The sequence below is a fragment of the Amycolatopsis sp. NPDC049691 genome (assembly GCF_040675005.1).
Lineage (GTDB): Bacteria > Actinomycetota > Actinomycetes > Mycobacteriales > Pseudonocardiaceae > Amycolatopsis.
The window spans coordinates 1-26,353 of the sequence record NZ_JBFANX010000016.1; the positions used below are offsets into that span (position 1 = coordinate 1).

General features: G+C 70.8%; 29 protein-coding genes and 1 pseudogene. 9 read left to right on the top strand and 21 right to left on the bottom strand.

Features of this window, described 5'->3' with window-relative positions:
* Nucleotides 1-41: 41 nt before the first annotated feature.
* The 6 genes from ugpC to AB0J40_RS31155 form a co-directional block, all read right to left on the bottom strand.
* Complete coding sequence (ugpC, locus tag AB0J40_RS31130) at nt 42-1,223, bottom strand: sn-glycerol-3-phosphate ABC transporter ATP-binding protein UgpC (RefSeq protein WP_364459885.1); 1,182 nt, start codon at nt 1,221-1,223, stop codon at nt 42-44.
* Between the two features lie 2 nt (nt 1,224-1,225).
* Nucleotides 1,226-2,065, bottom strand: a complete 840-nt coding sequence (locus AB0J40_RS31135; protein ID WP_364459888.1) for a carbohydrate ABC transporter permease — start codon at nt 2,063-2,065, stop codon at nt 1,226-1,228.
* Nucleotides 2,065-3,030 (bottom strand): sugar ABC transporter permease, encoded by a 966-nt coding sequence (locus tag AB0J40_RS31140; RefSeq protein WP_364459891.1) that lies wholly within the window; start codon nt 3,028-3,030, stop codon nt 2,065-2,067. Before AB0J40_RS31140 ends, AB0J40_RS31135 begins: the two co-directional genes overlap by 1 nt.
* On the bottom strand, nt 3,027-4,349 hold the full coding sequence (locus AB0J40_RS31145) for an ABC transporter substrate-binding protein (RefSeq protein ID WP_364459894.1): 1,323 nt from the start codon (nt 4,347-4,349) through the stop codon (nt 3,027-3,029). Before AB0J40_RS31145 ends, AB0J40_RS31140 begins: the two co-directional genes overlap by 4 nt.
* Before the next feature lie 243 nt (nt 4,350-4,592).
* Nucleotides 4,593-5,117 carry a general stress protein gene (locus tag AB0J40_RS31150; RefSeq protein ID WP_364459897.1) on the bottom strand — a complete coding sequence of 175 codons (525 nt, stop codon included), beginning with the start codon at nt 5,115-5,117 and terminating at the stop codon, nt 4,593-4,595.
* A 121-nt stretch (nt 5,118-5,238) separates the two neighbouring features.
* Nucleotides 5,239-6,435 carry an acyl-CoA dehydrogenase family protein gene (locus AB0J40_RS31155; RefSeq protein ID WP_364459900.1) on the bottom strand — a complete coding sequence of 399 codons (1,197 nt, stop codon included), beginning with the start codon at nt 6,433-6,435 and terminating at the stop codon, nt 5,239-5,241.
* Nucleotides 6,436-6,567: 132 nt separating this feature from the next.
* Between AB0J40_RS31155 and AB0J40_RS31160 the strand changes: the two genes are divergently transcribed.
* Nucleotides 6,568-6,903: a DUF4190 domain-containing protein gene (locus AB0J40_RS31160; protein WP_364459903.1), complete on the top strand. Its 336-nt coding sequence runs from the start codon at nt 6,568-6,570 to the stop codon at nt 6,901-6,903.
* A gap of 27 nt (nt 6,904-6,930) precedes the next feature.
* Nucleotides 6,931-7,503 carry a DUF4190 domain-containing protein gene (locus AB0J40_RS31165; protein WP_364459905.1) on the top strand — a complete coding sequence of 191 codons (573 nt, stop codon included), beginning with the start codon at nt 6,931-6,933 and terminating at the stop codon, nt 7,501-7,503.
* On the opposite strand, the gene AB0J40_RS31170 is transcribed toward AB0J40_RS31165, so the two are convergent.
* Nucleotides 7,500-8,375 carry a slipin family protein gene (locus AB0J40_RS31170; protein WP_364459908.1) on the bottom strand — a complete coding sequence of 292 codons (876 nt, stop codon included), beginning with the start codon at nt 8,373-8,375 and terminating at the stop codon, nt 7,500-7,502. The two genes, AB0J40_RS31165 and AB0J40_RS31170, sit on opposite strands and share 4 nt — an antisense overlap.
* A gap of 92 nt (nt 8,376-8,467) precedes the next feature.
* On the opposite strand from AB0J40_RS31170, the gene AB0J40_RS31175 reads away from it, so the two are divergent.
* Genes AB0J40_RS31175 through AB0J40_RS31190 form a run of 4 tightly spaced genes read left to right on the top strand, consistent with a single transcriptional unit; the run spans nt 8,468 to nt 12,316 of the window.
* The gene (locus AB0J40_RS31175; protein ID WP_364459911.1) at nt 8,468-9,379 is read left to right on the top strand and encodes an aminoglycoside phosphotransferase family protein; all 912 of its coding nucleotides are present in this window, start codon (nt 8,468-8,470) and stop codon (nt 9,377-9,379) included.
* Nucleotides 9,380-9,389: 10 nt separating this feature from the next.
* On the top strand, nt 9,390-10,667 hold the full coding sequence (locus AB0J40_RS31180; protein WP_364459914.1) for a CBS domain-containing protein: 1,278 nt from the start codon (nt 9,390-9,392) through the stop codon (nt 10,665-10,667).
* Nucleotides 10,660-11,160: a DUF1003 domain-containing protein gene (locus AB0J40_RS31185; RefSeq protein ID WP_364459917.1), complete on the top strand. Its 501-nt coding sequence runs from the start codon at nt 10,660-10,662 to the stop codon at nt 11,158-11,160. Before AB0J40_RS31180 ends, AB0J40_RS31185 begins: the two co-directional genes overlap by 8 nt.
* A gap of 10 nt (nt 11,161-11,170) precedes the next feature.
* Entirely contained in the window at nt 11,171-12,316 is a 1,146-nt protein-coding gene (locus tag AB0J40_RS31190) for an Mrp/NBP35 family ATP-binding protein (protein ID WP_364459920.1), read from the top strand.
* A 6-nt stretch (nt 12,317-12,322) separates the two neighbouring features.
* On the opposite strand, the gene AB0J40_RS31195 is transcribed toward AB0J40_RS31190, so the two are convergent.
* The 6 genes and pseudogenes from AB0J40_RS31195 to sigE form a co-directional block, all read right to left on the bottom strand.
* Nucleotides 12,323-13,369 (bottom strand): hypothetical protein, encoded by a 1,047-nt coding sequence (locus tag AB0J40_RS31195; RefSeq protein WP_364459923.1) that lies wholly within the window; start codon nt 13,367-13,369, stop codon nt 12,323-12,325.
* A 311-nt stretch (nt 13,370-13,680) separates the two neighbouring features.
* Nucleotides 13,681-14,100 carry a Sec-independent protein translocase protein TatB gene (gene tatB, locus AB0J40_RS31200; RefSeq protein ID WP_364459926.1) on the bottom strand — a complete coding sequence of 140 codons (420 nt, stop codon included), beginning with the start codon at nt 14,098-14,100 and terminating at the stop codon, nt 13,681-13,683.
* A 77-nt stretch (nt 14,101-14,177) separates the two neighbouring features.
* Complete coding sequence (locus AB0J40_RS31205) at nt 14,178-15,695, bottom strand: trypsin-like peptidase domain-containing protein (protein ID WP_364459929.1); 1,518 nt, start codon at nt 15,693-15,695, stop codon at nt 14,178-14,180.
* Between the two features lie 248 nt (nt 15,696-15,943).
* A pseudogene (locus tag AB0J40_RS31210) lies at nt 15,944-16,115 on the bottom strand (IS30 family transposase); the annotation flags it as partial.
* A gap of 116 nt (nt 16,116-16,231) precedes the next feature.
* Nucleotides 16,232-16,885 (bottom strand): hypothetical protein, encoded by a 654-nt coding sequence (locus AB0J40_RS31215; protein ID WP_364459932.1) that lies wholly within the window; start codon nt 16,883-16,885, stop codon nt 16,232-16,234.
* The gene (sigE, locus tag AB0J40_RS31220) at nt 16,882-17,499 is read right to left on the bottom strand and encodes an RNA polymerase sigma factor SigE (RefSeq protein WP_364459935.1); all 618 of its coding nucleotides are present in this window, start codon (nt 17,497-17,499) and stop codon (nt 16,882-16,884) included. Before sigE ends, AB0J40_RS31215 begins: the two co-directional genes overlap by 4 nt.
* 188 nt (nt 17,500-17,687) lie before the next feature.
* On the opposite strand from sigE, the gene AB0J40_RS31225 reads away from it, so the two are divergent.
* Nucleotides 17,688-18,332, top strand: a complete 645-nt coding sequence (locus AB0J40_RS31225) for an O-methyltransferase (RefSeq protein WP_364459938.1) — start codon at nt 17,688-17,690, stop codon at nt 18,330-18,332.
* Between the two features lie 134 nt (nt 18,333-18,466).
* Here AB0J40_RS31225 and AB0J40_RS31230 read toward each other — a convergent pair whose 3' ends face one another.
* Nucleotides 18,467-19,654 (bottom strand): MFS transporter, encoded by a 1,188-nt coding sequence (locus tag AB0J40_RS31230; RefSeq protein WP_364459941.1) that lies wholly within the window; start codon nt 19,652-19,654, stop codon nt 18,467-18,469.
* Between the two features lie 63 nt (nt 19,655-19,717).
* On the opposite strand from AB0J40_RS31230, the gene AB0J40_RS31235 reads away from it, so the two are divergent.
* Nucleotides 19,718-20,620, top strand: coding sequence for a LysR family transcriptional regulator (locus tag AB0J40_RS31235; protein ID WP_364459944.1), 903 nt, complete (start codon nt 19,718-19,720; stop codon nt 20,618-20,620).
* A gap of 673 nt (nt 20,621-21,293) precedes the next feature.
* Here the strand turns inward: AB0J40_RS31235 and AB0J40_RS31240 are convergent.
* Nucleotides 21,294-22,748: a leucyl aminopeptidase family protein gene (locus AB0J40_RS31240; protein ID WP_364459947.1), complete on the bottom strand. Its 1,455-nt coding sequence runs from the start codon at nt 22,746-22,748 to the stop codon at nt 21,294-21,296.
* 90 nt (nt 22,749-22,838) lie between these two features.
* Nucleotides 22,839-23,006 carry a DUF3117 domain-containing protein gene (locus AB0J40_RS31245; protein WP_013222969.1) on the bottom strand — a complete coding sequence of 56 codons (168 nt, stop codon included), beginning with the start codon at nt 23,004-23,006 and terminating at the stop codon, nt 22,839-22,841.
* 211 nt (nt 23,007-23,217) lie between these two features.
* Between AB0J40_RS31245 and AB0J40_RS31250 the strand changes: the two genes are divergently transcribed.
* Entirely contained in the window at nt 23,218-24,012 is a 795-nt protein-coding gene (locus tag AB0J40_RS31250) for an enoyl-CoA hydratase-related protein (RefSeq protein ID WP_364459950.1), read from the top strand.
* Between the two features lie 18 nt (nt 24,013-24,030).
* Here AB0J40_RS31250 and AB0J40_RS31255 read toward each other — a convergent pair whose 3' ends face one another.
* Genes AB0J40_RS31255 through AB0J40_RS31275 form a run of 5 tightly spaced genes read right to left on the bottom strand, consistent with a single transcriptional unit; the run spans nt 24,031 to nt 26,344 of the window.
* The gene (locus tag AB0J40_RS31255; protein WP_364459953.1) at nt 24,031-24,594 is read right to left on the bottom strand and encodes a DNA-3-methyladenine glycosylase I; all 564 of its coding nucleotides are present in this window, start codon (nt 24,592-24,594) and stop codon (nt 24,031-24,033) included.
* A complete protein-coding gene (locus tag AB0J40_RS31260) occupies nt 24,587-25,045 on the bottom strand; it encodes an SRPBCC family protein (RefSeq protein ID WP_364459956.1) in 459 nt (152 codons plus the stop codon). The genes AB0J40_RS31255 and AB0J40_RS31260 overlap by 8 nt, the downstream gene beginning before the upstream one ends.
* A complete protein-coding gene (locus AB0J40_RS31265) occupies nt 25,042-25,365 on the bottom strand; it encodes a DivIVA domain-containing protein (RefSeq protein ID WP_364459959.1) in 324 nt (107 codons plus the stop codon). Before AB0J40_RS31265 ends, AB0J40_RS31260 begins: the two co-directional genes overlap by 4 nt.
* Complete coding sequence (locus AB0J40_RS31270) at nt 25,362-26,030, bottom strand: permease prefix domain 1-containing protein (protein ID WP_364459962.1); 669 nt, start codon at nt 26,028-26,030, stop codon at nt 25,362-25,364. Before AB0J40_RS31270 ends, AB0J40_RS31265 begins: the two co-directional genes overlap by 4 nt.
* Entirely contained in the window at nt 26,027-26,344 is a 318-nt protein-coding gene (locus AB0J40_RS31275) for a helix-turn-helix transcriptional regulator (protein ID WP_364459965.1), read from the bottom strand. The genes AB0J40_RS31270 and AB0J40_RS31275 overlap by 4 nt, the downstream gene beginning before the upstream one ends.
* Between the last annotated feature and the right edge of the window lie 9 nt (nt 26,345-26,353).

Below are 26,353 nucleotides of genomic sequence, written 5' to 3' on the forward strand. Positions count from 1 at the left end.
TGGTCAGGGCGGCTAGAACCGCCCTGACCACTCACGACCGGCTAGTCCTCGTAGGTGAGGTTCTTGCCGTTCGCGGGGTCGAACAGCTTGATCTTGTCCGCGTCGTACCAGACTTCGAGGTCGGCGTTCTCCGTCGCGGACGACTCCGCCGACAGCCGGGCCACGATCTGGGACTCCGCGCCCGGGACGTCGGACGAGCCGCTGTCCGCGGCCAGCTCCGCCAGCTCCTCGGACGTCGCCGTCTCGCCCTCCACCGTGAAGTGGGCGAACTTCTCCGAGCCCATCGACTCCAGCACGTCGATGTGCGCGGTGAACGTGGCCCCGCCCGCCTTCTGGCCGGCCTCGACCAGCGCCGCGTCCTCGAAGTGCTCCGGCCGGATGCCGACGATCAGCTCGCGCGGGGCGTTGGCCTTCTCCACCAGCTGCCGGACGCGGTCCGTCAGTGGCGTCGTGCCCAGCGCACTGCGCAGCTCGTTGTTCTCCAGCGTCGCCGGCACGAAGTTCATCGACGGCGAGCCGATGAACCCGGCCACGAACAGGTTCGCCGGGTTGTCGTAGAGGAACTGCGGCGCGCCGATCTGCTGCACGTACCCGCCGCGCAGCACCACGACCCGGTCGCCCAGGGTCATGGCTTCGGTCTGGTCGTGGGTGACGTACAGCGTCGTCGTGCCGAGCTGCTTCTGGATCTTCGACACCGACGTCCGCATCTGCCCGCGCAGCTTGGCGTCCAGGTTGGACAGTGGTTCGTCCATCAGGAACGCCTTGGGGCTGCGGACGATCGCCCGGCCCATCGCGACGCGCTGCCGCTGGCCACCGGAGAGGTTGGCCGGCTTGCGGTCGAGGTGCTGGGTCAGGTCGAGGATCGTCGCCGCTTCCTCGACCTTCGCCCGGACGGTCTTGTCGTCGACCTTCGCCAGCCGCAGCGGGAACGCCATGTTCTCCCGGACGCTCATGTGCGGGTAGAGCGCGTAGGACTGGAACACCATCGCGATGTCCCGGTCCTTCGGGGCCTTCTCGTTGACGCGCTTGCCGTCGATGCGCAGCTCGCCGGAGGAGATGTCCTCCAGCCCCGCCACCATGTTCAGCGTCGTCGACTTCCCGCAGCCGGACGGTCCGACGAGGATGATGAACTCGCCGTCGGCGATGGTGATGTCCACTTCGGACACCGCGAGCGCGCCGTCGGGGTACTTCTTCGACACCTTGTCGAGGACGATTTCAGCCATGACTACCCCTTCACCGCACCGGAGGTCAGCCCCGCCACGATGCGACGCTGGAAGAACAACACGAACACAATGATCGGGATGGTGATCACGACCGCGGCCGCGCTCACCTGCCCGGTCGGGTCCTCGAACTGCGAGGACCCGGTGAAGAACGACAGCGCCGCCGGCACCGTGCGCGACGCCGTGGTCGACGTCAGCGAGATGGCGAACAGGAAGTCGTTCCAGCAGAAGATGAACACCAGGATCGCGGTGGTGAACACCCCCGGCGCGGCCAGCGGCGCGATCACCTTCCGGAACGCCTGGGCGGGCGTCGCGCCGTCCATCTTCGCCGCCTTTTCCAGCTCCCACGGGATTTCGCGGAAGAACGCCGACAGCGTGTAGATCGACAGCGGCAGGGCGAACGTGATGTAGGGCAGGATCAGGCCCGGCCAGGTGTCGAACAGCGCCAGGTTCCGCTCGATGTTGAACAGCGGGGTCACCAGCGACACCTGTGGGAACATCGCGATCAGCAGCGAGAGCCCGACGAGCAGCTGCTTGCCGGGGAAGTCCAGCCGCGCGATCGCGTACGCGGCCATCGTGCCCAGCACCACCGCGATCACGGTCGAGATGATCGCGATGCCGATCGAGTTCACCAGCGCCAGCAGGAACTCCGACGTCTGGAAGATGTCCGCGTAGTTCTGCCAGGTCCACGACTGCGGGATGAACGACCCGTCGGTCAGCGTGTCCTTGGTCTTGAACGACAGCGAAACGACCCAGAGCACCGGCACCAGCGCGAACACCAGCACGAGGATGTCGACCAGGCCCCACCTGAGCTTGCGGCCCGTCGTGACGGTTCCCATCACCATCAGCGCTTACCCCCGTCGTCCGAGCCAGGTGCGGCCGTGCCGAACACCTTGATGAAGATGAAGGCGATGATCGCCACGGTGATGAAGATCAGCACCGCCATCGTCGACCCGATCCCGAGGTTGAGGCCCTTGACCAGGTTGTCGTAGGTCTGCATCGACACCGAGCCGGTGTCCTGCGCGCCGCCGGTGAGCACGTAGATGTTGTCGAAGATCCGGAACGCGTCGAGCGTGCGGAACAGCAGCGCCACCAGGATCGCCGGCTTCATCACCGGCAGCATCACCTTGGTGAACCGCTGCCACGCGCTCGCGCCGTCCATCGCCGCGGCCTTGAGCAGGTCGTCGGGCACCAGCGCGAGGCCCGCCATCAGCAGCAGCGCCATGAACGGCGTGGTCTTCCACACCTCGGCGCCGATGATGATGAACATCGACGGCCACTGGTCGGTCAGCGGCGCCGCGTCCGCGGCCAGCCAGTTCGCCAGGTAGCCGGTCTTCGGCGTCCACGCGTAGTACCACGAGAACGCCGCGACGACCGTGACGATGCCGTACGGGATCAGGGCGACCGTGCGGACCAGGCCGCGGCCGACGAGCGTCCGGTGCATGATCAGCGCCAGCGCCATGCCGAGCACGAACTCGATGGCCACCGACACGACGGTCAGGAACATCGTCGTGCCGAACGCCGTCCACCAGTACGAATTGGACAGCACGGCCGCGTAGTTGTCGAAGCCGACGAACTGCTGCTGCGCGGGGAAGCGCAGGTCGTACCGCTGCAGCGACAACCAGATCGAGTAGACGATCGGGTAGCCGGTGACGGCGATCATCACGACGAACGCGGGCGCGCACAGCCACAGCCCGAGCCGCCGCTCGGCCTTCTTCCCTTCGGAGAGGGCGGGTTTGCGCTTCTTCTCGTGCGACACGGGTTCCGGGGCCGCGGTGGCTCCCGCCGTGGTCGGGTCCTGGACGGTCACGGGATCACTCCCTTCGACTGGAGCGCGTCGTTGAGCTGCTCGCGCAGCTTCGCCGCGGTGGCCTGCGGGTCGATTTCACCCGGCGGGGAAAGGACTTTCGACATCACGGTCGACATGTTCTGGTACGCCGGGGTCAGCGGCCGCACCGCGGAGTCCTTGATGGCGTCGATGATCGAGTCGCGCATCGGGTACTTCAGCGCCATGTTGGGGTTGTCGGCGCTCGCCGGCTTCGACGGGTCGAGCGGCGTGTCGTTGTGGTACACCGATTCGATGGTCGGCGGGACACCGTCGTTGATCGCCGAGAACTTCTGGTTCTCCGCGTTGCGCAGGCACAGTGCCGCTTCGAACGCCTCGGGCTTGTGCTGCGACAGCGAACTGACGGCGAGGTCGTACCCGCCGATCGTGGTCTTCGCGGGCGTGCCCGCCTTCGCCTCGGGGTAGACGGCCCACTTGAAGTGCGAGACGTCCTGCGGCTTTTCCTTGGCGTAGGAGGCGTAGACGAACGGCCAGTTGAGCTCGAACGCGGCGTCGCCGCGCTGGAACGTCTGGCGGACGTCGTCCTCCTTCGAGTTGGTCAGCGACGGGTCGGTGATCCCCGACGACGAGATCTGCTTGAGCAGCGCGAGCGCCTGCACCGCGCCGTCGTCCAGGACGACGCTCTTGCCGTCGTCGGACAGGATGTGCCCGCCCATCGACTCCACCAGCGTGTTGTAGAAGACGACGAGGCCTTCGTACTGCGCGCCGGTGAACACGATGCTGTAGGGCTTGCCCTGTGCCTTCAGCTCCTTGGACTTGGCGATCATCTCTTCCCACGTCTTGGGTGGCGTGGGCGTGATCCGGTCGTCGTACCAGAGCAGCTGGACGTTGGTGTTCTTCGTGGCCGCGTAGAGCTTCCCGTCGTAGGTCGCCGTCTCCAGCGGTCCCTGCAGGACGCCTTCGGTGGCGGCCGCCTTGTTCTGGTCCTTCCACTCCTCGACCCAGCCGGCTTCGGCGAACTCCGAAACCCAGGTCACGTCGAGGCCGAGGACGTCCATCGCGGTGTCACCCGCGGCGAGCCGCCTCGCCATCTGCAGGCGCTGGTCGTCCGCGCCGCGCTGCAGCTTGTTGTAGACGATCTCGTACTTCCCGTTCGCCGCCGCGTTGCAGTTGTCGACGACTTTCTGGAAGCTGTCCTCGGGCGCGTAGTAGACGTTGATCTTCAGCCCGCCGCCCGATCCGCAACCGGCCAGCATGCCGGTCACCAAAGCCCCTGCCCCCAGCAGGACCGCGGTGCGGCCGGGCGAGCGTCCCCGTTTGCCCGCGCCGATCCTCTTCCCCATCAGGCCTCCTCACCCGCGTGCACGCCGGATACCGCGGTGCCCGGTGGGCACCACGACGCGATGAGGCGAACCGCGCCAGCACCCCGACGTGCTAGTGCTCGGGCCGCCGCGCTGGTAGGGCGAGGCCGCCCGACTGGTGTCGGACAACTTATGCCGGGCGATCACACCCCGCAAGCAGTATCGGTAACGATTCAGCCCACTGCAGCTCGAACTGTGATTTTCCCCTGATAATGGCGGCTTTTTTCAGGTCGTCGCCGGGGGTGGTTTGAGCGCGAGCTTGGCGAGCAGCTCCCGGCCCTGTTCGGCCGTGCGCGGCTGGCACAGGACGTCGTACCGGCCGGCGACGAGCTGGCTCGCCGAGGAGAAGTCCCGCCGCCCGCGCGACATGCTGTACCCGATGGCGGCGAACATCAGCCCCGACAGGACGCCGAGCACGAGCCCGGTCAGCAGCTGCAGCGCGAAGCCCTGGTTGACGAACAGGCCGAGCAGCAGCCCGGCGAAGAGGCCGAACCAGGCGCCGGACACGGCCCCGGTGCCGAGCACGCGGCCCCAGCTGAGTTTCCCGATGACCCGTTCGACGAGCATCAGGTCCACCCCGACGATCGTGACGTCGCTGACGGAGAACTCGCTGTCCGCGAGGAAGTCGACGGCCTGCTGCGCCTCGCCGTAGGTCGCGTACGACCCGATCGGCCAGCCGGTCGGCGGGGTCGGCAGCCGAGGCAGGTTGCCGGGCGCCCGGCTCCCGCCGAAGGGACTACTCACCATCATCACCTGCGCACTCGTGGGTCTGGGCGTCCATCTTGTCAAGAACGCCCGGACCGTGCGAGCCGCTTACCCCGAAAGGCCGGAGCCGATTGTCGTCGTATCGACAATCGGCCCCGGAAGCCGGTCAGGAACGCGACTTGTACTCGCGCAGCAGACCGCGGGAGATGATCGTCTTCTGGATCTCGCTCGTGCCTTCGCCGATCAGCAGGAACGGTGCCTCGCGCATCAGCCGCTCGATCTCGTACTCCTTCGAGTACCCGTAGCCGCCGTGGATGCGGAACGCGTCCTGCGTGACCTCCGCGCAGTACTCCGACGCGATCAGCTTCGCCATCCCCGCCTCGACGTCGTTGCGCTCGCCCGAGTCCTTCAACCGGGCCGCGTTCACCATCATCAGGTGGGCCGCCTCGACCTTCGTGGCCATCTCGGCCAGCTTGAACGCCACGGCCTGGTGCTCCGCGATCGCCTTGCCGAACGTCTTGCGCTGCTGGGCGTACTCCACCGCCAGCTCGAACGCCCGGATCGCGATGCCGCACGCCCGCGCCGCGACGTTCACGCGGCCGACCTCGACACCGTCCATCATGTACGCGAACCCGCGGCCCGGTGCCTCGCCGAGGACCATGTCGGACCCGATGCGATAGCCGTCGAAGACCGCTTCGGTCGTGTCGACGCCCTTGTAGCCCATCTTGTCGATCTTGCCCGGGATGGTCAGGCCCGGTGCCACCTCGCCGAAGCCCTCCGGCTTCTCGACGAGGAACGTCGTGAGGTTCTGGTGGGCCTTCTCGGCCCCCTCGTCGGTTCGGACCAGCAGCGCGATCAGGTTCGACGAGCCGCCGTTCGTCAGCCACATCTTCGAGCCGTCGATGACGTAGCCGTCGCCGTCGCGGCGGGCCTTCGTCTTGATCGCCGCGACGTCCGAACCCAGGTCCGGCTCCGACATCGAGAACGAGCCGCGCACCTCGCCGGTCGCCATCCGCGGCAGGAAGTGCCGCTTCTGCGCCTCCGTGCCGTGGCGGGAGATCATGTGCGCCACGATGAAGTGGGTGTTGATCACGCCGGACACGCTCATCCAGCCCCGCGCGATCTCCTCGACGACGAGCGCGTAGGTCAGCAGCGACTCGCCGAGCCCGCCGTACTCCTCCGGGATGGTGATCCCGAACAGGCCCATCTCCTTCATGCCCTCGACGATGTCCGTCGGGTAGGTGTCGGAGTGCTCGAGCTCCTGCGCGTGCGGGATGACCTCCTTGTCCACGAACGAGCGGACGGTCGCGAGGATCTCCGACTGCACGTCGGTGAGGCCGGCGGTCTGGGCGAGACGGGCCATCACGGCTCCCTTTCCGATTGCGACGCCGGCTCCCGGCGCTGGGTTACCGGTGAGTATGACCCGAATCCCCCAACCCTGCTATGAGGGCGCTCACCATCCGCGTCGTACAGTCCCGCGCGGAGGAAGCCGATCTTGAGCCAGCTGTACGACCCGGACGACCCCTTCGGCAGGCGGTCCGCGCCCGGCGCTCCCCCGCCGGACCCCGGCGAGCCGGGCCCGGGGCTCGCGGCCGGAGCGTTGCTCTGCTCGATCGCCGGCGCCGTGGTGTGCCTGCCGGCGGGGTTCGCGGGCATCGTCCTCGGCCACGTGGCCTTCGGCCGGGCCAAGCGCGGCGAAGCCACCGGCCGGGGTGTCGCGATCGCCGCGCTGGTCGTGGGCTACCTCGGGATCGTGCTGAACGCGGTCGCGCTCGTGCTGCTCTTCCGGCTCGGCGTCGCGCACGGGCTCCTCCGCCGACCGCTAAGTTGAGGTCCTGCACGCAGGAGGGGACCCGCCATGACCGACCCGACCGGGGACAAGGACCGCCCGGCCGCCGACCCGGCCCTGTCGTACGACCCGCCGCCCACCGCGGAGCCGGCGCCGTACACGCCGGAGAACTACGACCCGCCGGCGGGCGACAGCACGGTCGCCGGGCCACCGGAGCCGGTCGCGCCCACCCCCGAGCTGCCCCCCGGGTCGTTCGAGACCCCGGCCGCGCACATCCCCGGCACGCCGTACGCGGCGCCGGGCCAACCGGTCTACCAGCCGCCCCCGCCGGCCTACGGTCAGCCGTACAGCGGCCCGGCGCCCTACGTCCAGCCGCCGTACGTGCCGGGTCCGCCTCAGCGGCAGGACAACGCGCTGGCGATCGGCGCGCTGGTCTGCTCGATCCTCGGCTTCTGCTCGGGCATCACGGCGATCGCCGGGCTGGTGATGGGCCACATCGCGCTGGGCAAGACCAACCGCGGCGAAGCGGGCGGCCGCGGCGTGGCCACGGCCGCCGTGATCATCGGCTACGTCGTGATCGCGCTGTACTTCAGCTTCTTCACGACGCTGATCGTCCTGGCCGCGAACGGCCAGCTGGACTAATCAGCCGGCAGCACCGCGTCGCCGGGGCTGCGGGGTGACGGCGTCGCGTGGCCGTTCGCCTCCGGCTTGGCCTCGACCGCCTCGGGTTCCGGCTTCGCCGCCGGCTCGGGCGGCGCCGCCTTGGGGGTCTGCGCGTCCAGGAACCGCAACAGCTCCACCGGGAACGGCAGCACCAGCGTCGAGTTCTTCTCCGACGACACCTGCACGACGGTCTCCAGCAGCCGCAGCTGCAGCGCCGAGGGGGTGTCGGCCATCGTCGCCGCGGCCTGCGCGAGCTTGTGCGACGCCTGCAGCTCACCGTCGGCGGAGATGACGCGCGCGCGCCGTTCCCGCTCCGCCTCGGCCTGCCGCGACATCGAGCGCTTCATCGCCTCCGGCAGCGCGACGTCCTTGATCTCGACGCGGTCGATGTGGATGCCCCAGTCCAGCGCCGGGCTGTCGATCATCAGCTCCAGGCCCTCGTTGAGGCGCTCGCGGTTGGAGAGCAGGTCGTCGAGGTCGCTCTTGCCGATGATCGAGCGCAGCGACGTCTGCGCGACCTGGCCGACCGCCGACCGGTAGTCCTGGACGTTGACCGCCGCGACGACCGGGTCGATCACCTTGAAGTAGACGACCGCGTCGACCCGGACCGTGACGTTGTCGCGGGTGATGCCGTCCTGGGCGGGCACCGGCATGGTCACGATCTGCATGTTGACCTTCTGCAGCCGGTCCGCGAACGGCACCAGCACCATCAGGCCGGGTTCCGCGACCCGTGACCGCACCCGGCCGAACCGGTAGACCAGACCGCGCTCGTACTGCTTCACCACGCGCACGCTCGACGCGAGCCAGACCCCGCCCGCGAGGACGACGGCGCTGAGGATCTCCACCACCATGGCTGCTCCCGGGGTTGCGTTTTCCCCTGAAAACCCAGCGTACGCCCGCCGGGGAGCCGACGAAACGCACTGGACGCGGCTGCCAGGCTGGGGTGGTGACCGATCTTCGCGTTCCCCCTCTGTTCGCCGCCCGGGCACCGCGGGTGCTCGGGCCCGGGGCCGCCGGCTGGGTGGCGGCTCTCCCCGAGCTGGCCGCCGAGTACGCCCGGAAGTGGGGCCTGACGTTCGACGGCGAGGCGATGCACGGCTACGTCGGCGTGGTGCAGCCCGCGCGGCTGCCCGACGGCACGCCGGTGGTGCTGAAACTGGGCTGGCGCGACGAGGAATCCGCCGACGAGCCGCTCGCACTGTCCACATGGGCCGGTCGGGGCGCGGTGCTGCTGCTGGAGTCCGCGCCGGACGACGGCGTCCTGCTCCTCGAACGGCTCGACCCCGGCCGCACCCTCGACGACCTCCCGCTGCGCTCGGCGATCCCGCTCATCGGCGGCTTGGCGCGGCGGTTGGCCGTGCCCGCGCCGGCGTCGATGAGCCGGCACCTGCGTGCCGAGGCGGCGCGGTTGACCGAGGAGCTCCCCCGCCGCTGGGCCGAGCTCGGCGAGCCGTTCGAGAAGCGGCTGGTCGACGACGCCGTCGCGATCTGCCGCGAACTCGGACCGAACGCGGGTGAGCTGCTGGTGAACGAGGACCTGCACTTCGAGAACGTCCTGGCGGGCACCCGCGAGCCGTGGCTGGTCATCGACCCCAAGCCGCTGGCCGGCGATCTCGAGTGGGGCGTCATCCCGTTGTTCTGGAACCGGTTCACCGAGTCCACACTGGACGATCGGTTCGCGATGATCGTCGAGTCGCAGGAACTGGACGCTTCGAAGGCGCGCGCGTGGACGCTCGTGCGAGCCGTGCAGAACTGGATCTGGATGCTGGAAGAGTACGAAGAGACCGGCGAAGACAGCGACGACCCGGCCTTCGTCACAGTGGCGGAAATCGCTCCGTGGGCGGCCAGCCGATAGTGTCAGCGGCATGGCCGCGGTCAACAGGGTTTTCGCAGCTCAGCTGTCCGGGTTGCCCGTCTTCGGGCCGGACGGCGAGTCCATCGGCCGGGTCCGCGACCTGGTCGCCGGACTGCGCCTGGACGCCCAGCCGCCGCGGATCCTCGGCCTGGTCGTCGAGCTGGCCACGCGGCGGCGGGTCTTCGTGCCGATGCTGCGCGTCACCGCGATCGAGCCGAGCGCCGTCACGCTCGCCACCGGCTCGGTCAACATGCGCCAGTTCAACCAGCGCCCCAACGAGGTCCTCGTGCTCGGCCAGCTGCTCGACGCGCACGCGACGCTGGCCGGGTCGGACACGCGGATCACCGTCGTCGACGCCGGGATGGAACCGACCCGCACCCGCGACTGGGTGCTCGCCAAGCTCGCCATCCGCGAACGGCGGGTCGGGCTGGGCCGCCGTCGCGCGGCGATGCAGGTGCTGCCCTGGTCGGAGGTGGCCGGGCTGGGCCTGGCCGACCTCGGCGCGCAGCCGCAGGGGGCGGGCCAGCTGCTCATGCTGTTCGACACCATGCGACCGGCGGACATCGCCGCGACCGTGCGCGACCTGCCGCTCAAGCGCCGGCACGAGGTCGCCGACGCGATGGACGACGAACGCCTCGCCGACGTCATCGAGGAGCTGCCGGACGACGACCAGAAGGAGCTGCTGGCCTACCTGGCCGAGGAGCGCGCGGCCGACGTCCTCGAGGCGATGAACCCCGACGACGCCGCCGACCTGCTGGCCGAGCTGGCGCCGGCCGACCAGAGCCGGCTGCTGGAGCTGATGGAGCCGGAGGAGTCCGCGCCGGTCAAGCGGCTGCTGGAGTACTCGTCCGACACCGCGGGCGGCCTGATGACACCGGAGCCGGTGGTGCTGACCCCGGACACGACGATCGCCGAGGCGCTGGCCCACATCCGCAACGCCGAGCTGCCGCCCGCGCTGGCCAGCATGGTGTTCGTCTGCCGCCCGCCGACGGCGACGCCGACCGGGCGCTACGTCGGCGTCGTCCACTTCCAGCGGCTGCTGCGGGAGCCGCCCGCCGAACTCGTGGCCAGCGCGGTGGACACCGGGCTGCCCCCGCTGAAACCGGGCGCGTCGCTCGCGGAGGTCACGCGGTACTTCGCGGCCTACAACCTGACCTGCGGGCCGGTCGTCGACACCGAGGACCACCTGATCGGCGCGGTGACCGTCGACGACGTCCTCGACCACCTGCTGCCGGAGGACTGGCGCGAGACCGGGCTGCACGACACCTTGGAGGAAGACCGTGCCTGAACCGACTTCGGGACGGCGGCTCGACCAGCCCCGCAGCCAGGCCCGGTTCAGGCTGAACATCGACCCGGACACCTTCGGCCGGTTCACCGAGCGGATCGCGCGGTTCCTGGGCACCGGGAAGTACCTGTTCTGGCAGACGCTGATCGTCATCGTCTGGATCGTGCTGAACCTCACAGCGCTGTCGCTGCAGTGGGACCCGTACCCGTTCATCCTGCTCAACCTGGCTTTTTCGACCCAGGCGGCGTACGCGGCGCCGCTGATCCTGCTGGCGCAGAACCGGCAGGACGACCGCGACCGCGTCTCCCTGGAAGAGGACCGCAACCGGGCGGCGCAGACGAAGGCCGACACGGAGTACCTGGCCCGCGAGCTGGCGGCGCTACGGCTGGCGATCGGCGAAGTCGCGACTCGTGACTACCTGCGCAGCGAGCTGGACCGGCTGCGGGAGGACCTGGACGTAAAGCCCAAGAAGTCCCGTACGCCTACCGGTACGTAACATGGATGGGGTGACCAGTACGCAGCAGCTCCCCAGCGTCGACGACGTCCGCAGCGCGCTGAAGAGCGTGCAAGACCCCGAGATCCGCAAACCCATCACGGACCTGGGGATGGTCAAGGACGTCGCGGTGGCTCCGGACGGTGTCGTCACCGTCGGGATCTACCTGACGGTGGCCGGCTGCCCGCTCAAGGCGACGCTGACCAACGACACCAAGGCGGCCGTCTCGAAGCTCCCCGGCGTCGCGGACGTGCGGGTCGAGCTGGACGTGATGAGCGACGAGCAGCGCTCCGAGCTGCGGAAGTCCCTGCGCGGCGACGCGGCCGAGCCGGTGATCCCGTTCGCGCAGCCGGGCTCGATGACGCGGGTGTACTGCGTGGCGTCGGGCAAAGGCGGTGTCGGCAAGTCGTCGGTCACGGTGAACCTGGCGGCGGCGATGGCCGCGCGCGGGCTGTCGGTGGGTGTCGTGGACGCGGACATCTACGGCCACTCCATCCCCCGCATGCTGGGCGCGCGCGAGAAGCCGACCAAGGTCGACACGATGATCATGCCGCCGCAGTCCCACGGCGTGAAGGTGATCTCGATCGGCATGTTCACCCCGGGCAACACGCCGGTGGTGTGGCGCGGCCCGATGCTGCACCGGGCGCTGCAGCAGTTCCTGGCGGACGTGTTCTGGGGCGACCTCGACATCCTGCTGCTGGACCTCCCGCCGGGCACCGGCGACATCGCGATCTCGGTGGCGCAGCTGATCCCGAACGCGGAGATCCTGGTGGTGACGACCCCCCAGCAGGCGGCGGCCGAGGTGGCCGAGCGCGCGGGGGCGATCGCGTTGCAGACGCGTCAGCGCGTCGCCGGGGTCATCGAGAACATGTCGTGGCTGGAGACGCCGTCCGGGGAGCGGATGGAGATCTTCGGCTCGGGCGGCGGCGAGGCGGTGGCTTCGTCGCTGACGAAGTCGATCGGGTCCGAGGTGCCGCTGCTGGGCCAGGTCCCGATGGACCCGCGCATGGTGGCCCAGGGCGACGCGGGCGAGCCGCTGGTGCTGGCCGAGCCGGAGGCGCCGGCGTCGGTGGTGCTGAAGGAAGCGGCGAAGAAGCTGACGGTCAAGGCCCGCGGCCTGGCCGGGATGATGCTGAACGTCACCCCGGCCGGCCGCTGAGATTTCCTAAGAGCAGCGCCAAACGTAGGCGGTCGAGTGCCGCGTGGCGGAGTCGTAGCGGTAGCCGCCCGCGGTGCCGTCGTCGCCGATGACCACGGGCAGGTCGGCCTTGAGGTCGCCGAACGTCCCGGCGAAGGTGCCCTGGTCCCAGACGCCGTAGCCGGTGCCCGCGAGGTCGTTGCCGCCGTTGGCCTCGTCGACGCGGCCGGTGATGACGCCGCCGGCGTTGATCGAGAAGCCCGGGTTGCCGTTGGACAGGTTGTAGCTGGACTTCGGCAGGACGTGGGCCGCGTGCTGCTGGTCCCAGTAGACGCCGACGTTCTTGCCGTTGTAGACGCCGTAGCCGACGACGCGGCCGTTCTTGATGTTGTCCGGCGAGGCGTACTTGAGGCCGGGCAGGGTGCCGAGGTGGGTCACGGTGCCGTCGCGCCAGAGGTCTCCGTTGGCGAAGACGACGGTGCCATCGGCGTCGACAGCGGCCGGCCCGACACCGGACGGAACGCCGGTCAGCGGCGTCACGACGCCAGGCTGGGCGGCGGGCCACCGGACGGGGGTCAGGCCGGAGCCGTCCTGCTTGCGCAGGACGCCGATGACGTCCCCGGAGTCGGTGATCCCGACGGCGGCGGAGCGCGTGTACTGGCCCGAGGCAGGGAAGGGCAGCGGCACGAGTGTGCCACCGGAGCTCTTGAAGGCCTTCTCGAAGAAGAGGCCGGACCCGAACATGGCGTAACTGGCGGTCCCCGCGACGGCGCCCGACCGGTTTTCCGCCGTGACGACGGCGCCATCGGTGCCGGCGGTGCCAAGGTCTTTGAAGGTGCCGCCGGTCCAGGAGGCGGCGCGGCGGAGGGTGCCGAAGTTGTCGTTGGGGAGCGCCCAGCCGGCGAAGTTCCCCTTGTCGTCGGTCGCGGTGACCTGAGCGCTCACGGAGGTACCCGACCCGAGAGCGGTCGGCTTCCAGGTGCAGGCGGCGGCTTCCGTCGCGGCGGTCGCGGTTTGGCCGGAGGCCAGCAGCCCCGCGGCGAGCAGTGCGCAGCCCAGCGATCTGAGTTTCATCTTTCTCCCCTTCGACGGCGGGCAGCGGACAGCCACCCCTGGTCGACGGTAGGGAGAAAGTGATCAGCCGGTCGGGATCGTGCTGGGGGACTAGGGAAACCACCGGAACGGACACCCGTGCTCGGTGCGCCGCGGCGGTGTGCCCGCCCGAATGTGGCCCGCCACCACGGGCGGCCCCATGGCAGCCCCCGCCCTCACCGGGGGTCCGGCCCCGCACCCATTTTATCGGGGGTGGCAGACAAAACTTGTGAAATGGCCCGCGCACGGCCGAGCTGTCCACATTGCGACCGGCCTGGGGACAACCGCCAACCTCAGGTGGCGTCCGGGTCGATCGGCGGGCGCTCCCCCGGCTTCAACGGCTCCGGCGCCGCCTGGGTTTGTCCTACCGTGTGCCCGTTCGTCCCGTTGGTGCCGCCCAAATTCGGGCTGCCGTTCGTGATGCCCTTCAAACCGAGCGGGTCCGCGTCGCCGTCGAAGAGGTGCTGTGTCACCACTCGCTTCGGGTCGAAGTTGCGCAGCCCGCGCAGGTCCTCGAGGGGCTTGCGGAGCTGGTCGAACTCCGGGCCCATTTCCTCGCGGAGCTGTTCCCGCGCGCCCGTCGCGAAGTCGCGGACCTTCTTCACGCTCTTCGCGAGCCAGGACGCCGCTTCGGGAAGCCGTTCCGGGCCGAGGATGAACAGACCGGCGATGATGAGGACGAGGATTTCCCCCCATCCGACACTGTCGAACACCCGTCTACCTCCGCTCGGAACCTACCCGCCCAGGTTACCCGCCCCGGCCCGCGCTCCGGCAGGCCGAACGCGGGAACTCAGTCGGAAGCCAGGGTTACGTCGACGACGAAGCTCGCACCGTCGCGGACCAGCTGCACCGGGACGACCTCGCCGACGTCGTGCGCGCGCACGGCGACCGTCATCTCGGCCGAGTCGCGCACCAGGCGGCCGCCGATCTTCGTGATGACGTCGCCCTCCTTGATGCCCGCGTTCGCGGCCGGGCCCCCGGGGGCGACGTTCTTCACCTGGGCGCCCATGGTCGAGGAGCCGGCGACCGTCGACGAGGCGTTGATGCCGATGTCGGCGTGCTGGACCTTGCCGTCCTTGATCAGCGCCTTCGCGATCTTGACCGCGTAGTCGCTGGGGATGGCGAAGCCGATACCGATGCTGCCGCCGTCTGCGCCGGACGAGCGGATCGAGGAGTTGATCCCGACCAGCGCGCCGGTGGCGTCGACGAGCGCGCCGCCGGAGTTGCCGTGGTTGATGGCGGCGTCGGTCTGGATGGCTTCGTAGGTGACCGGCGGGGCGCCGTTGTCGCCGCCCGCGGTGATCGGCCGGTTGAGGGCGCTGACGATGCCGGCGGTCACGGAGTTCTGCAGCGCCAGCGGCGAGCCGATGGCCATCACCGTGTCACCGACCTGCAGGTCCGCGGACTTGCCGATCTGCAGGACGGTCGGGTTGGTGACGTTGACCTTCACGACGGCGAGGTCGGTCTTCTGGTCGGAGCCGACGAGCTTGGCTTCGGTGCGGGTGCCGTCGATGAAGATCGCGGTGACCTTGACGCCCGGGTCGGCGCTCGCCGAGGAGATGACGTGCTCGTTGGTGAGGATGTAGCCCTGCGGGTCGATCATGACGCCGGAGCCCTGCTCCCCGGAGTCGGCGCCGGGCTTGTAGACCTCGAGCGAGACGACGGCGGGCGCGACGCGCTTGGCGATCTCGGCGACCGAGCCGGCGGGCCGTTCCTTGGCGGCCTCGGCTTCGGAGATGGTGGCGGAGCCGGTGAGCCCGTTGCCGGTGTCGGCGACCCACCACCCGACCAGCCCCCCGACGGCCCCGACGAGCAGCGCGACGACCCCGAGCAGCGCGAGCGCCTTCGGCTGCACGCGGCGGCCGAAGAGCACCTCGGGCAGGCTGAGCAACGCGCCGGGCGGGCGTTTCGCGGGCTTTTCCTCGTCTTCGGCGGGCATCGCGGGCCCGGCGAGGACGGCGCCGGCCCCGGGGTCTCGCCAGGGGTCGCTGGTGCTGTTCCAGAGGGGCGGATCCGGCTCTTTCGGTTCCCCGGTGGCCTCCCGCGGCCGTTCGAGCAGCACACCTTCGGCCCCGGGCGGCCGCCGGAAGGCCTCGGCCAGTGACTCGGGAGCGGGGGGCGCGAGGCTGACGCCGTTGGGCTTCTGCGGGGTGTAGAGCTTGTCGAACGCGCCGTCGACACCGGTGGGCCTGCCGAAGACGGCGGCCTGAGCGGGATCGACGGCCGGCCGCGCGAGCGGCCGCGGACCCAGCCGGTCGGCATCGCGCGCGCCGGGCTGCTCGGGATTCACGTTCGGCTCGGTCATCATTCCCCGGTGCAGAAGATCAGGTGGCTGGGCGTGACGATACCCAAGCCCAGTGCTCGGAGTCTGCCGGTCCGCCGGTGAAATGGCTGTTGCTTGGGGTGGGCGTCCACAGGCCGGGCGCAATGTGGACAACCCGGCGGCTCAGGCCGGCTGCGGGCCGGTTTCGCCGGTGCCCGCCGATAGACTGGAGCCGGGGCAGCCCCCCAGGGAAGGGCGGGGGTCGCTCGGCGGCAGGGCTGTCCCGGTCGAGGGTCGACCTCGGGTGGCCGGTCGCTGATCATCACCATCGGGGTGGCCATCCGTGGCCTGCGTCGACCCGGCCGTACGTGGGGTCGGCGGGCGATCCAGCCGGCCCGCGACCTCACGTCGTAGACCGCCGCGGGCCTGCAGGTAGCGGGCTTGGTAGCTGGTTTCGCAGCTCACGCACCACTCGACCCAGCGGGGGTCGCTCGGCGGCCGGGCGGCTTCGAGGTCCGCCCCCATGCATGCCGAAGGCCGCCACGAGGAATCCCTCATGACGGCCTTCGTGGAAACAAGTCTCAGCGAATCCCCGCCGGCACCGCGGCCGGCGTTGTGCTCACCGGGGTCGACGGCGGCGGCGCCACCTGCTGTTGCGGAACCGCCATCTGGGCCGGCAGCAGGTTCGCCTGCTGCGGCGCCCCTCCGCCGGTCTCCGGTGCGCCGTCACCGCTGTCGGCCGTCGTCCCGACCAGGGCCAGCGCGCTCAGCACCAGGCCCGACACGACGACGCCGGCCCCCTGCGCGGCGCGGCGCTTGAACCCGCCCACCACGTTCGGCGACTGGCCCAGCGGCGCCGTTGATCCCAACGGCGCGACACCACCCAGCACGCCCGTGTCGCGCAGCCCCGCCACCCGGTCCGGGCGCTGGACCGCGACGAGCTGGCCGTCGGCCGTGATCGCCAGGTTGTCCGGGGTGCTCGGCAGCTCCGTGTGCTGCGGAATCGACTGCAGGCTGGCCAGGAACCCCGCCGACATCGACGGCGCCGACGCGCGGCGGATCGCCTCCACCGTCTGACGCTGGGCGCGCACCTCGGCGGCGCACGCCGCGCAGCGCGTGATGTGCGACGCCGCGCGGTCGCGGGCGCCGTGCGAAAGCTCCCCGTCGACGAACGCCACCACGGCGTCCGGCATCAGGTGCGACTCGGGGAGTCCCCAGCCTCGCGGTGCGGTCATACCGACACCTTCGCAGACTCCGGTGCGTAAGCGCGCCGGCGCTCGAGCGACGCCCGCAGCGCCTGGCGCCCGCGGTGGATCCGGCTGCGGACGGTGCCGAGCTTGACGCCGAGCGTCGCGCCGATCTCCTCGTACGACAGGCCCTCGACGTCGCACAGCACCACGGCGGCGCGGAACTCCGGGGGCAGCTCGTCGAGCGCCGCCTGCAGGTCCGGGTCCAGGTGCGTGTCGGAGAAGACCTGCTCGGGGCTCGGGTCGTCGCCCACGATGCGGTCGGTGTCCTCCGGCAAGCCTTCCATCCGCACGCGCGAGCGGCGGCGGGCCATGTCGAGGAACAGGTTGGTGGTGATCCGGTGCAGCCAGCCCTCGAAGGTGCCGGGCTTGTAGGACGCCAGCGACCGGAAGACCCGGATGAAGGTCTCCTGGGTGAGGTCTTCGGCGTCGTGCGTGTTGCCGGTCAGGCGGTAGGCGAGCCGGTAGACCCGGTCGCTGTGCTCGCGGACGACCTCGTCCCAGGACGGCGGCGTCCAGACCGCCTCGTCCAGGGACACGGGCTGAGCCGCGACGGCGTCATCGGCAACGGCGTTCTGCATCGCGGGAGCAGGCACCTCCATCTGTGTTTCTCCTGTCTGCTCCACCCAACGCGGGTCGTCGGCACGGTGTTCCCGTGTTCCTCACTGAGTCTGTCCGGACTCCTTATGGTTCTAGTGAGACTGGACTGAGAGCAGGCTGAGAACTTCTCGCCGGGTGCTTACCAGGGAGCCTGCGCGGATTTATCGACAACCAACGCTAACCTCCGTGCGTGAACACGCCCACCCCTGCGGCCGTACCGGCCGATTCCGGGTTCGTCGACGGGTACCTGCCCGACGACGAGGTGCTGGCCACGGCCCGGGCGCGGGCCGAGGACCTGGGCTGCACCCCGCTCAGCGCGGGTGCGGGCGCGACCTTGCGGTTCTTGGCCGCGACGCTGTGCGCGAAGGCGGTCGTCGAGGTCGGCACGGGCGCCGGGGTGAGCGGGCTGAGCCTGCTGCGCGGCATGGCCCCCGACGGCATCCTGACCTCGATCGACGTCGAGCCGGAGTACCAGCGCGCGGCGCGCGCGACGTTCCGCGAGGCCGGCTACGCCCCGGGGAGGACGCGGCTGATCATCGGCCGCGCGCTGGACGTGCTGCAGCGGCTTACGCCGGGCGGGTACGACCTGGTGTTCGTCGATTCCGCGCACATCGAGTACCCGGGGTGCTACGAGCTGGGGGTCTCGCTGTTGCGGCGGGGCGGGATCATCGCGTTCCACAACGTGCTGGCCGGCGGGCGGGTGATCGACCCGTCGCACCGGGATCCGGAGACGCTGGCGTTGCGCGAGGTGGCGCGGGCGTTCCGGGAGGACGAACGGCTGGTCCCGGCGCTGCTGCCGGTGGGCGGCGGACTGCTGGTCGCGGCGGCTGTTTGAGCTGTTGTCCACAAGTCGCCTCGGCTGTGGACAACTGGGCTTCGGCGGGCATTTTTGTCCGTGGGGGCCGATAGACTGGCCAAGGGGACGCCCCCCTGGGAGTGGTGGGGGCTGTCTGGTGGGGCTGGGGTGGCTCAGACGGCGTTGACCAGCTCGCGTCGCTCTTCGCGGACTCGCGTACCGGCGCCGACCGCGGCCGCCGCCAGCAGGAGCCACGCCGCCACCACCGCGATCAGCCATGGCCAGCCCGCGTGCCCGTACACCCACGCTCCCGCCGCGCCGCCGACGCTGCTGCCCAGGTAGTACGTCGCCGTGTACATGCCGCCCACCTGGCCGCGGGCGTTCTCCGGTGCGTCGGCCGCCGCCCAGCCGTTCGCGACCGCGTGCGCCGCGAAGAACGCGCACGTCAGGACCAGGAAACCCGCGATCACCAGCGGCAACGAGTCCGGCAACGTCAGCGCCGCGCCCGCCGCCGTCAGCAGCAGCGCGCCGATCAGCGCGCGGCGGCGGCCGACGCGGGCCACCAGCCGTCCGGCCGCCGCCGACGACACCGAGCCCGTCGCGTACGCCAGGAACACCAGGGACGCGATCGCCGGCGACAGGTCCAGCGGCTCACCGGTCAGCCGGAACCCGGCCGCGTTGTAGAGCGCGACGAACGAGCCCATCGCCAGCAGCGCCACCGCGTACTGGGCGAGCAACACCGGCTTGCTCAACGCCGTGACCAGGCCTTTCGCCACCGCTCGCAGCTGCGCGTCGCCGCGGGGACGCGTGCCCGGCGGCAGCGTCACGACCGTGATCGCCGAGCAGATCGCCCCCACGCCCGCGACGACGTACAGCGCACCGCGCCAGCCCAGCGGCCCCGCGGTGAACCCGCTGGCCAGCCTGCCGAGCATGCCGCCGATGGTGTTGCCCGCGATCATCGCGCCGACGGCCGCCGCGACGCCCGCCCGGCCGAGCCGTTCGGCCAGGTACGCCGCCGCGACCCCGGGGAAGCCGGCGATGGCGACGCCCTGGAGGGCGCGAAGGACGAGCAGTGCCGGGTACGTCGGCATCAGCGGCAGCAGCAGCCCGAAGACGACGGACGCGATCACCGACGTCAGGATCACCGGCCGCCGGCCGACGACCTCCGACAGCGCGGCGATCGGCAGGACGGCGATGGCGAGCGCGCCGGTCGCGACGCTGATCGCGAGCGCCGCGCCACCGGGGTCGAGGTGGTACTGCGCGGCGAGCTGGGGCAGCACCGGCTGCGGCGCGTAGAGGAGGGCGAAGGAGGAGATCCCGGCCGCGGCGACGGCGGTCTTGACTCGGCGCGTGGAAGTCACGGCTTCGAAAGTAAGCAGGCCTAACCAATACGTCTAATGCACTCGGCTGGCAGAATCGATGCGGTGACGTATGACTCGCTGTCGGCGCAGGTGGCGCCGCACCTGCCGCTGCTCGCCGCGCTGCGGGAGACGAGGAACGTCACACGCGCGGCCGAACTGCTGGGCGTCCCGCAGCCGACGGTGAGCCGCCGGCTCGCGGCACTGGCCGACGCGCTGGGGGCGCCGCTGACGGTCCCGGACGGCCGCGGCATCCGGCTCACGCGCGCGGCGGAACTGCTGGCCGAGGCGGCCGAACGCGGCCTGGCGGCGGTGGAGAGCGGCGTCCGGCTGGCCCGCGAGGAGGTGGCGCCGGAGTCGGGGCACGTGGTGCTCGGGTTCCTGCACCTGCTCGGGCGGTCGCTGGTGCCTTCGCTGCTGCGCGGGTACCGGGCGCGGTTCCCGGGGGTGCGGTTCACGCTGGTCCAGGGCTCGCGGCAGGAGATGGTCGACCGGCTGGCGGACGGCGAACTGGACCTGGCGCTGGTGGCACCGCTGCCGTCGGTGCCGTCGCTGGCCTCCGCGGGCCTGGTGGACGAGGAGATCCTGCTGTCGGTCCCGGCGGGCCACCGATTGGCGGGACGGCGGTCGGTGCGGGTGGCGGAGCTGGAGTCGGAGGAGTTCGTGCTGCTGGAGCAGGGGTACGGGGTGAGAACGCTGACGGACGAACTGTGCGCGGCGGCGGGCTTCACCCCGCGGATCGCGTTCGAGGGCCAGGAGTCGGACACGGTGCGGGGCTTGGTGGCGGCGGGGCTGGGGGTGGCGTTGTTGCCGCGGTTCGGGCCGGGCACGCCGGCGGGGGTGGCGGAGGTGCCGTTGGAGCCGCGGCCTTACCGGACGATCGGGCTGGTGTGGCGGGCGGAGGAGCCGATGACCCCCGCGGTGGCGGGCTTCCGCGACCACGTGCTGGCGACGGCTGCCGAGGGTTGAGCCACGGAGCCGCCTCAGCGGCCACAGCGCTGGCGGACGAGCCGCCGGCTTCACCGACCACATCCTGGCCCGACCTACCAAGCCACAGACTGCTGGGATCTGTCGAAGAGGAGCTTGCACGACTCCGCTCGCGCTCAGCGGCGGCGGGGCTGGGAGTGAGGGCTACAGCCGCGCTTCGGTCGGTGTGCCAGAGGTGCCGCTGGAGCCGCTCGTACCGGACGATCGTGCTGGTGTGGCGGGTGGAGGAGCCGATGACCCCGGCGGTGGCGGGGTTCCGCGACCACGTGCTGACGACGGCTGCCGGGGGTTTGAGCCACCGGGGCCACCGCCGGACAGCCCCCGCCCAACCCTGGGGGGCGTCCCTGCTCCAGTCTATCGGCCCCCACCGACAAGACCGGTCCGGAACAGCGGGTTGTCCACAGACCGACCGGCTTGTGGACAACCCCGTCAGCCCAGCGAAACAAGCACGTGTTCGGCGGCGGGGCTGGGGTGGCGCGGCTGCCGAGGTTTGACCCGGGGATGCGGAGGTTCCGTTGGAACCGCGGCCTTACCGGACGATCGGGCTGGTCTGGCGAGGAGCTGATGACCCCGGCGGTCACCGGCTTTCGCGACCACGTGCTGGCAACAGCTGCCGAAGGTCGAGCCACCGGGGCCACCGCCGGGCCGGCCAAAGTCAGCCCAGCGAAGCCGCCAGCTCCACCAGCGTCCGGGCCGCGAAGCCCGTCGCCCCCGGCACCACGTCGTCGTAGTTCTTCTCCGATCGAGCCGGGCCCGCGATGTCCAAGTGCGCCCACGGCAACCCCTCCGTGAACTCCCTCAAGAACAACGCCGCCGTGATGCTGCCCGGGCCCGCCGGGGTCTGGCGGACGTCGCCGAACTCGCCGCGGACGTTCTCCGCGTAGTCCTCCACCAGCGGCATTCGCCACCATGCCTCGCCGACCCGCGCGCCCGCCGCGATCACCGCCTCGGCCAATGAAGTGTCCGAAGCGAACAACCCGCCCGTTCGCAGCCCCAGCGACACCTTCATCGCGCCCGTCAACGTTGCCGCGTCGACCACCACGTCCGGGCTGAACCGGCGGATTCCGTACGCCAGCGCGTCCGCCAGGACCATGCGGCCCTCCGCGTCCGTGTTGCCGACCTCCGTCGTCTTGCCGCCGTAGTGCCGGACGATGTCGCCCGGGCGGTACGACGCCCCGGACACGTGGTTCTCCGCGCACGGCACCAGCGCCGTCACTCGGATCGGCAGCTCCAGCGAGGCGATCGCGCGCACCGCCGCGATCACCGCCGCGCCGCCCGCCATGTCCGTGCGCATCAAGTGCATTCCGTCGGCGGGCTTGATCGACAGGCCGCCCGTGTCGAACGTGATGCCCTTGCCGACCAGCAGCAGGTGCCGCGACGCCCCCGACGGCTTGTACGCCATCTCGATCAGCCGCGGCGGCCGCGAAGAACCGCCGCCGACCGCAAGGACTCCCCCGAAGCCCTGCGTCGTCAGCCACTTCTCGTCGCGGACCGCCACCTCGACGCGGGGGCCTGCCACGCGGGCCGCCGTGTCCGCCAGCCACGCCGGCGTCTTCACGTTGGACGGCGTGTTCGCCAAGTCCCGGGTCAGTGCCGTCGCCGCGGCCAGCACCGACGCGCGGGACACCAGCTCGCCGACACCCGGATCGGCCGTCACCAGCCGGACCGTTCGCACGGACGGCGCGGGATCGGAGCCCGTCACCTTGAACTTGTAGCCGCCGAGCAGCAGGCCCAGCGCCAGCTCGGTGACGTGCTCGCCGGACGCCTCCTCCGGCAGCTCCAGCTGCACCGCGCGGAACGCCTTGCCGCCGCTTTCGACGTCGTCCGCCAACGCCGCGTTCACCGCGCGGACCAGCGCGGCGCCCGCCTTCCGGTACTGCTTCGGCTCGCCGTCGCCCAGGCCCGCGACCCAGCGGGGGCCGTCGGCCGGGACCGTCTGCACGTCGCCCGCCTTGCCGGTGATCCGGACGCCGCCGATCTCCAAGGGCTCGGACTCGACGTCGTCGGCCGGCGCGGTCACCAGCCGGGCCGTCGGGGCGCCGCGGCGGAGGTCGCCCGCGACCTCGATCTCGAGCAGGTTGGTCGGAACGGGGGGTAGCGGATTACGCACAGTGAGCAACCTTCGGGCGCAGAGGAACCGCGACCCCGGCCTCCGAAGGGAGACCGGGGTGCGACGGAAGGACGGTTCGAGGGGCTCGGCTCAGCCGGTGACCTCCGCGAGTGCGGCGCCGAGGTCCTTCGCTTCTTCCGCGGAGAGTTCGACGACGAGTCGCCCACCACCCTCGAGCGGTACGCGCATCACGAGGCCCCGCCCCTCCTTAGTCACTTCGAGGGGACCATCTCCGGTCCGGGGCTTCATGGCCGCCATAGCGTGCTCCCTCCGTCTCAACCGGCGCGCCCGGGTCGCGCTCGCGTGAAAGCCAGCCGGGTCTGGTGTCCATTGTCCCTCATCAGCGGCCGGGCGCATCAGCGGACCGATCTTTTGCCGCCGTATCGGTGCTGGTATGCGGCTCGCACGGGATGAAAGGATGGGGGTGGAAGACTGTCGGACGACCGATGTTTCCGCGCAAGGAGAAGACGTGACCACATCCGACGTCCTGTTGTCCGCCGACGCCGACGGGGTGCGCACCCTCACGCTCAACCGGCCGCAGGCGTACAACTCGCTGACCGTCGAGCTGAAGGAAGCACTGCTCGCGGCGCTGCGCGAGGCGGCGGACGACGAGGGAGTCCGCGCGGTGGTGCTGACCGGTTCCGGCAAGGCGTTCTGCGCCGGCCAGGATCTGAAGGAGCACGTGGGGCTGCTCCAGGCGGGTGACCCCGCGCCGCTACACACGGTGAAGGAGCACTACAACCCGATCGTCAAGGCGATCGTGTCGATGGAGAAGCCGGTGATCGCGGCGATCAACGGCACGGCCGCCGGTGCCGGCGCCGCCTTCGCCTACGCCAGCGACCTGCGGATCGCCGCCGAGTCGTCGTCGTTCCTGATGGCCTTCGCCAACGTCGGGCTCGGCCCGGACTCGGGCGCGTCGTGGACGCTGCAGCGGCTGGTCGGCTACGGCCGCGCCGCCGAGCTGATGCTGCTGGCCCGGACCGTGGACTCCGCCGAGGCGCTGCGCCTCGGCCTGGTCGGCGAGGTCGTGCCGGACGAGGAGCTGCCGGCCCGCGCGCAGAAGGTCGCGGCCAAGCTGGCGAACGGGCCGACGGTGGCCTACGCGAAGATCAAGGGCGTGCTCAACCTGGCCGCGCAGTCGACGTTCGAGGAAGCCCTCGACGCCGAAGACGCCGCCCAGACCGCGCTCGGCGCGACCGCCGACCACACCGAGGCCGTCGAGGCCTTCGTCGGCAAGCGCAAGCCGAACTTCCAGGGCAAGTGACGAGGTGCTGCTTCCGGGTCAGGCGGCCCGGAAGCAGCCTTCGACGTGGTCGTCGACCATGCCGGTCGCCTGCATCAGCGCGTAGCACGTGGTCGGGCCGAGGAAGACGAACCCGCGCTTCTTCAGCTCCTTGGCCATCGCCTTGGACTCGTCGGTGATCGCCGGGACGTCGGCCATGGTGCGAGGACGCCGGTGCGAGGCGGGCGCGAACGACCACAGCAGGTCGTCCAGCGGTGTGTCCAGCGAAGCGATCGCCTGCGCGTTCTTGATCGCCGCCAGGATCTTCGCCCGGTTCCGCACGATCGACGCGTCCTGCATCAGCCGCTCGACATCGGCGTCGCCGAACTTCGCCACCTTCGCGGGCTTGAACTGCTTGAACGCCTTCCGGAAGCCTTCCCGCTTGCGCAGGATCGTGATCCACGACAGCCCCGACTGGAACGACTCGAGGCACAGCCGCTCGTACAGCTCGTCCTGGCCGTGGAGCGGAACACCCCACTCTTCGTCGTGGTATGCGACGTAGTCCGGGGTCGAATTGCCCCAGCTGCACCGCGCGACGCCGTCGGCGCCGAGAAGCTCACTCATCCCCACCCACCGAATAGTTCTCCGCGAACCGCGCGAACCGCCGCAGCGACTGGCGCACCCCCAGCGCGAACGCCGGCCGCACCACCGGCCAGCCGAGCCGGCCCAGTGGCCCGAACGGCAGCCGCAGGTGCTCGGCCCAGACGAACGTCGAGCGCGTCGCGCCCTTCGGCACCACCTGGAACACGCCCGTGCCCTGCACGACGCTGCCGAGGTGGCGGACGCCGCAGCGCACCGGCGGTTCCCAGCTGGTGATCTCCATCGTGTCCGTGAACCCGATGCCGGCCACCCCGGTGAACGCCGAGAGCCGCGAGCCGACGCTGCGGCCGTTGCCCTCGACGACCTCGACCTCGGTGCCGAGCATCCACTCGCCCTGGCGGGTCCAGTCGGTCAGCGCGAGCCAGGTCGTCCCGGCCGGCGCGCGGACGTCGACCGACAGGATCAGATCGGTCACTGGGCGCCTTCGGGCGAGCTCTCCCGCTCGCGTTCGCGCTGCTCCAGCTCGGCGACCCGGGCGCGCAGCTCGTCCAGCTCGACGCCGACGCGGCGCATCACCCAGTCCACTTCGGACATCTTGTAGCCGCGCAGCACCAGCTGGAAGCGGACCTCGGTCAGGTCCTCGCCGGTGATGTCCTCGGCGGGCAGCCGCGTCGGCGAGCTGCCCGGGGGCAGCGGGGCGAGCTCCTCACCCCGGCCGAACACGACCGCGGCGAGCAGGAACACCACGGCGGCCACCAGCAGCATGACTACGAGGTAGATCAGCGCGGTCGTCACGCGACGATCGTGGCATACCCACCCCAGGATCGTCTCGCGAGCACGACGAGCCGCAGGGAAAGCAGCACCCAGGCGACCATCAACAGGACGCACGGGACGCTCAGGAACAGCCGCGAGACGTCGACGAAGCCGGTCGCGCCGATCAGCATCCCGACCGAGGCGAGGTTGACGCCGACGGCGATCGCGATCAGCACGCCGCAGAACCGGGCGAGCCCGGTGCCGTCCAGGCGGCGGCTCAGCCAGCGGATGCCGAGCAACGCGAGCAGCCCGATCACCGGCACGACGAACACCGCGCCGTGGGCGGCGTGCGCGACGAACTTGTACCACTCCGGCGTCGGCGTCGACAGCTTCGTCCACTCGCCGAAGGTGAGGATCCGCGCGTAGTCCCACGCGATCTGCATGGCCGGGACGCCCAGCACGAGCTTCCACAGCGTCCGGACGCCGCTGAGCATGCCGAGCTCGGCCTGGTAGTCGCGGGCGACGACGGCCGCCGGGCCGAAGTCGGCGACCGCGCGGCGCTCGGCGTCCTCGTCGCTCCAGCCGCCCGCGCGGTAGGCGTCGGCGGCGTCGTGCAGCCCGTCGCGGGCTTCTTCCAGCAGGTCGGCCTTGAACCGCCCGCAGCCATGCAGCCTGCGGTCCAGGTCCCCCAGGTACTCGTCGATCATGTCCCCAGCACTCCCCCGATGACGCTCGTGAACTCCCGCCACTCGGCGCGTTCGGCGGCCAGCGCCTGTTCTCCGGAGCGGGTGAGGCGGTAGGTCCGGCGCTTGCGGCCGGACACGACGTCCCATTCGCTGGCCAGCCAGCCGGCCCGCTCGAGCCGGCGCAGCGCCGGGTAGACGGTGCCGGTGGGCAGGTCGAGCGCGCCGTCGCTGCGCAGCTGGAGCGCCTCGATGATCGCGTAGCCGTGCAGCTTGCGGCCGTCGAGCACGGCCAGCAGCAGCGCGTCGAGGTGGCCGCGCAGGGTGTCCGCCTTCATGGGTACGCA

Coding starts and splice junctions, on each gene's coding strand:
- AB0J40_RS31275 (WP_364459965.1), bottom strand. CDS start 26,344: ATGAAGGCGGACACCCTGCGCGGCCACCTCGACGCGCTGCTGCTGGCC.
- AB0J40_RS31180 (WP_364459914.1), top strand. CDS start 9,390: ATGGCCGCGGTCAACAGGGTTTTCGCAGCTCAGCTGTCCGGGTTGCCC.
- AB0J40_RS31255 (WP_364459953.1), bottom strand. CDS start 24,594: ATGAGTGAGCTTCTCGGCGCCGACGGCGTCGCGCGGTGCAGCTGGGGC.
- ugpC (WP_364459885.1), bottom strand. CDS start 1,223: ATGGCTGAAATCGTCCTCGACAAGGTGTCGAAGAAGTACCCCGACGGC.
- AB0J40_RS31270 (WP_364459962.1), bottom strand. CDS start 26,030: ATGATCGACGAGTACCTGGGGGACCTGGACCGCAGGCTGCATGGCTGC.
- AB0J40_RS31195 (WP_364459923.1), bottom strand. CDS start 13,369: ATGAAACTCAGATCGCTGGGCTGCGCACTGCTCGCCGCGGGGCTGCTG.
- AB0J40_RS31150 (WP_364459897.1), bottom strand. CDS start 5,117: ATGATGGTGAGTAGTCCCTTCGGCGGGAGCCGGGCGCCCGGCAACCTG.
- AB0J40_RS31205 (WP_364459929.1), bottom strand. CDS start 15,695: ATGATGACCGAGCCGAACGTGAATCCCGAGCAGCCCGGCGCGCGCGAT.
- AB0J40_RS31245 (WP_013222969.1), bottom strand. CDS start 23,006: ATGGCGGCCATGAAGCCCCGGACCGGAGATGGTCCCCTCGAAGTGACT.
- AB0J40_RS31165 (WP_364459905.1), top strand. CDS start 6,931: ATGACCGACCCGACCGGGGACAAGGACCGCCCGGCCGCCGACCCGGCC.
- AB0J40_RS31170 (WP_364459908.1), bottom strand. CDS start 8,375: ATGGTGGTGGAGATCCTCAGCGCCGTCGTCCTCGCGGGCGGGGTCTGG.
- AB0J40_RS31215 (WP_364459932.1), bottom strand. CDS start 16,885: ATGACCGCACCGCGAGGCTGGGGACTCCCCGAGTCGCACCTGATGCCG.
- sigE (WP_364459935.1), bottom strand. CDS start 17,499: ATGGAGGTGCCTGCTCCCGCGATGCAGAACGCCGTTGCCGATGACGCC.
- AB0J40_RS31155 (WP_364459900.1), bottom strand. CDS start 6,435: ATGGCCCGTCTCGCCCAGACCGCCGGCCTCACCGACGTGCAGTCGGAG.
- AB0J40_RS31145 (WP_364459894.1), bottom strand. CDS start 4,349: ATGGGGAAGAGGATCGGCGCGGGCAAACGGGGACGCTCGCCCGGCCGC.
- AB0J40_RS31135 (WP_364459888.1), bottom strand. CDS start 2,065: ATGGTGATGGGAACCGTCACGACGGGCCGCAAGCTCAGGTGGGGCCTG.